Here is a 4,649-nt window from a genome sequence, read left to right as displayed (position 1 = left end):
CTTTTTCGACGCCGATCACCCCGCTACCGGGGTCCTTTTTCCACGCCGATCCACATCTTTTGGCGCTTGCGGCTGCTGGCGAGGCGGAAGCTTTCGCCGTTCATCTCGAGGATGTGCACGTGGTGGGTCAGCCGGTCGAGCAGAGCTCCGGTGAGCCGTTCGGAGCCGAACACCGACGTCCATTCATCGAACGGCAGGTTGCTGGTGATCAGCGTACTGCCGCGCTCGTAACGCTGGCTGAGCACCTCGAACAGCAGTTCGCCGCCAACGGCGGTGAAGGGCACATAACCGAGTTCATCGAGGATCAGCAGCTTGACCGATGCCAGCTGCTTCTGGAGCATGCGTAGCCGCCGTTCGTCGCGGGCCTCCATCAGGTCATGCACCAGCGCCGCTGCTGTGGTAAACGCCACGCTGCAGCCTTTCTGGCAGGCGGCAAGGCCCAGTGCGAGGGCGGCATGCGTCTTGCCCGTGCCGCTCGGCCCCAGCGCGATGACATTGCGCCGCTGTTCGATCCATTCCCCGCGCGCCAGTTCCAGCACCAGAGCCTTGTTCAGCGATGGCTGGGCGGCAAAATCGAAGGTGTCGAAGCTCTTCGTATGCGGGAACTTCGCCATGCGGATACGGCGTTCCACCATCCGGCGTTCGCGGTCGATCCGCTCGAGCTCGCATAGTCGCAGCAGGTAGCGCGGATAATCGGCACGGTCCTGCGCGGCCTCAAGGGCCACCTTCTCGTACTCGCGCACGAAGGTGGGCAGCTTCAGCGCCTTGAGGTGGTTGGCCAGCAATACCGCTGGCGGCACGCTGGTGGGGGCCTGCGTCATGGCAGGCAACGGCATCAGGATCTCGCTCATGCCGGTCCTCCCGCCGCTGGAGCGCCTGTCGGGGACAGCAAACCCATGTAGCTGCGCGGGTCCGTACGCCCGACATGCGCGCGGGGCAGATGCGGATAGAACTGCAGATCAAGGCGCGGTGGGCGCCGTTCAAGCCGCGCCAGCGCGATCATCTTCACCGCATCGAAGCTGATCGCCCCCATGTCCAGCGCCCGGGCCACCGCCCATTCCACAAGGCCCTGCTCGAACCGCTCACACAGCCGCAGCACCTGGATGAACTCGCGCCGCCCCTCTTTGCCACTGCGCGCCTCCATCAGCCGCCGGATGCGGTGCATCGGTTCGGCCAGTACCCAGCCATCGAGCGGCGCGGCCTGATCGAGCGCCCGCGGCTTGTGCTCCAGCAGCGCCAGATAATGGAGCGGGTTGGCAATGAAGTCCTCGCGCTCATAGCTGCGCCGGTGCACCGCGATCTGTTCTCCACGACAGATCACCGCGACCCGGTCGACATAGCCTTTGATGACCACCTCCTGATGGGCATAGGCCGTCGGCACCGAGTAATCATTGGTGCGATAGCGGACCAGTGACATCGACGAAGCTCGACCCGTAACGACATGGCATGGGTCGAACGGCACCGCAGGCAACGCCATGAACGCCGCCAGATCGGCTTGCATCCGTTCTCCAATGCTCTGGCTGTGCCCGCGCAGCACCGCTTGCCTGCGCTCCACACATTGCTCGAGGAACCGCGCGTTCATCGCATCGATGCTATCTGCCACTGGCATCGGCACCATGAAGTGCCGCCGCACATAGCCAACCAGCCCTTCGACCTTGCCCTTGTCGTTGCCCTTGCCGGGGCGCCCAAACTTGTCCTCGAATAGGTAGTGGCTCTGCAGGGTCGAGAACATCCGGCTGCGCTCACGCTTCCCGTCGCCCAGGATCTGCGCCACCGCCAACCTGGTGTTATCGTAAAGGATCGAGAGCGGAATGCCGCCGAAGAAGGCGAATGCAGCGACATGACCGTCGCAGAACGCCTCGGCCACCTCGGCCGGATAGGCTTTGAAGAACGGCGCATCGCTGTGCGGCAGATCCATGCAGAAATAATGGAACCGCGTCAGCTTGCCGCCGATGATCCCGTCCGCCTCCCCAAAATCCACCTGCGCATGGCCTGGCTTGTGGCTCAGTGGGATAAACACCTCCCGGCTACGCAACCTGGCGCCCGCCACATACTCGCGAACAATCGTTATGCCGCCGGTGAAGCCGTGTTCATCGCGCAGACGCTCGAATATCCGTGACCCGGTATGGCGCTGCTTGGCATGCACCGTGCGATCCTCGGTCAATATCCGGTCAATGATCGCGGTGAACCCCGCCAGCTTACGGCTGTATGTCCGCCCACGTCGCCCATGCGGCGGCGGCTCCGGAAAGATCAGCATCTTGTCTACCGTCTTGCGGTCGATGCCAAAATACGTCGCGGCACAGCGACGGCTCATGCCGTCGATCATCACGGCGCGGCGGACCTTCTGATAAAGCTCCACTCTCTTCATCCTCCACCCCCGCGCAAATGACGGAGGTCTAGCAGGACTGGCCCCTTTTTATCCCGGGGGTACCGGCCGGTGAGTGGCCCCTTCTATTACCGGCGTTCTCACGAGCTTCTCGTCCACGCTTGCTCTAATCCGCTTCCAGGCCTTCGATAGTTCGCTGACGCTGTTCGTATTGGTGACCTTCGATGCCAACAGGATCTGGGATTGCTTGTGGGCCTCGTCGGGGTCGATGCCAGCCGCCATGAATATCTCGGTGATGACTGCCAGGGCCTGCGCGGATAGCGGCACCACATTCGCCTTGCCGTTTTTCGCTCGGTCACCCGGAACTGTCCAGACTTTCGCCTTGAAATCGAACTCGTCGCACGCGGCATCGAGCACCTCGCCCCGGCGCTGAGCCGTAAGGACAAGCATCTGCACAAGATGACCGAATGGATAGCCATCCTCGACAGCAGACTGCCATAGTGCCGCTAGCTCGCGGTCGCTCAGTACACGATCTCGAGGTTCATTCCGCTTCGGGCGCCACGCATCCCGGCAGGGGTTGGCTGGCATATGCTCAAGTCTGGTGAGCGCCCACGTGTAGAAGGTCGAAAGATGGCGATACACGATGCGCGCCATCGTCAGGGTTTCCTTGCCCCGCTCGAACGCAATCTTCTCAACGAAGCGGCTCACGTCACTTCGGGTAATGGAGTCCGCGAGCCGGTCTCCAATCTCCGGTTCAATGTACTTTCGGAAGACCCGATCGAACTCCCTCGCGCTCCGTTTTTTGCCCTCGATCTGCTGAGCAAGGTACGTCTCGTAGAGCTCCGCGACTGTCCCGACGCCTTTTGATCCCTTTCTTTTTGCGCCCGCTTTTCTGGCGATGCTCTTGCCCTGCTCGACATCGACAAGCAGATCGCGCGCCTTCTTGCGGGCGTGGGCCAGGGTGAAACTCGGACCATGGCGTCCGATCGTCACATTCAACCACTTGCCCTGAACCCGCTTGCGCAGAATGTACGTCTTGATACCACTGGCACCCATGCGGAGCCTAAGTCCGGGGACGATACCATCGGCGAGCTCAATCTGACCCGCAGCCGGCGCCTTCAGCGCTGCGATCTTAGCGTCCGTCAAACCTACTTTGTTCGCCATATGTACCTGCTACCTTAGGTAGCTTTTTGTAGTGGATACTGGCGAACATTTCAAGAACAATGCGGACTCTGAATCCCAGAATTCCGCCCTTTTTGGACACATGCGGACGTGCTAGGACCCTCTGATCATAGCTCTTAATCAGCGGGTCCTTGGTTCGAGCCCAAGTGCGTCCACCACCCTCCCCTTCGAAACGGCACGATCGCTACCACCGATCGCCACCGATGCGCTCACCCGCTGCACCAGCGGCGCGGGCGAATATCCCGCCCGCCGCGGCGTCAGGCCCATGCGCACCACCACCAGCCGACGCGACGGCACGATCGCGATCGACTGGCCGTCATGGCCCAGCATCCAATAGGTGTCAGCCGGCAAGCCTGCCCGGTCCATTCCCTGTGGCAAGCGACGCCACACCTGGCCGCGTCCATATCGCCCGCCGGAAGCCCGGCTCGGCGCGTGCATCCATGCGACATAGCCGCGCGGCAGTATCTGGCGGCCATTCCACACGCCATCCTGCAACAGCAACTGTCCGAACCGTGCCCAGTCGCGCGCATCGGCGTACAGGAAGGACGCACCCCCGAACGTCCCCCGTCCATCCACCTCCAGCACCGCGCTACGCATGCCAACAGGCCCGAACAGCATGTCATAGGGCCAGCGCAGCGCTTCCTCCGGTCGCGCGAAACGATCCTGGAACAGCCGCGCAAGGATGACGGAGCTGCCCGAGGAATAATCGAAGACCGTCCCCGGCGCTGCCGCCAGCGGCTTGGCTGCGGCAAAGGCCGCCGGATCGGGCGCGGTGAACAGCATCCGGTTCACGTCGGACGTGCCGCCATAATCCTCGTTGAACGCCAGCCCGCTCTCCATGCCCAACAATTGTGCCAGCGTGATGCGGCGGCGCGCATCGGTCCATTCGGGTCGCAGGCCTTTCGCCTCCAGCCCGCCGAACCGGTCCAGCACCGTTCCCACCAGCGCCGCCGTCACCGTCTTCGTCATCGACCAGCCGATCAGGCGCGTATCGGCGCTGAAACCGGGGGCATAGCGCTCCGCCACGATCCGCCCGTCCCTTGCCACCACCATCGCCCGCATCCCCGGCCCGGCCAGCGTCTCATCCGCCAGCAGCGCCGCGATCGCAGGGTCCGCCTCGCCCACCGCACGCCCCATCGGC

General features: G+C 63.2%; 4 protein-coding genes. All 4 read right to left on the bottom strand.

All coding sequences use genetic code 11. The features are described from left to right. Positions 1–23 precede the first annotated feature (23 nt). Positions 24–851 (bottom strand): IS21-like element helper ATPase IstB, encoded by an 828-nt coding sequence (istB, locus tag Q0U08_RS17885; protein WP_298093004.1) that lies wholly within the window; start codon positions 849–851, stop codon positions 24–26. Next, positions 848–2,368 (bottom strand): IS21 family transposase, encoded by a 1,521-nt coding sequence (istA, locus tag Q0U08_RS17880; protein ID WP_298093003.1) that lies wholly within the window; start codon positions 2,366–2,368, stop codon positions 848–850. Before istA ends, istB begins: the two co-directional genes overlap by 4 nt. 48 nt (positions 2,369–2,416) lie before the next feature. After that, entirely contained in the window at positions 2,417–3,490 is a 1,074-nt protein-coding gene (locus tag Q0U08_RS17875; RefSeq protein WP_298093002.1) for an integrase arm-type DNA-binding domain-containing protein, read from the bottom strand. Positions 3,491–3,628: 138 nt separating this feature from the next. Continuing rightward, the coding region (locus Q0U08_RS17870) for a serine hydrolase (RefSeq protein WP_298093000.1) at positions 3,629–4,649 on the bottom strand (1,021 nt) is incomplete at its 5' end.

It is taken from the genome of uncultured Sphingomonas sp. (assembly GCF_946477935.1).
Lineage (GTDB): Bacteria > Pseudomonadota > Alphaproteobacteria > Sphingomonadales > Sphingomonadaceae > Sphingomonas.
Note: the sequence above shows the minus strand (reverse complement) of the source record. Positions and strands in the feature narration are given on the sequence as shown.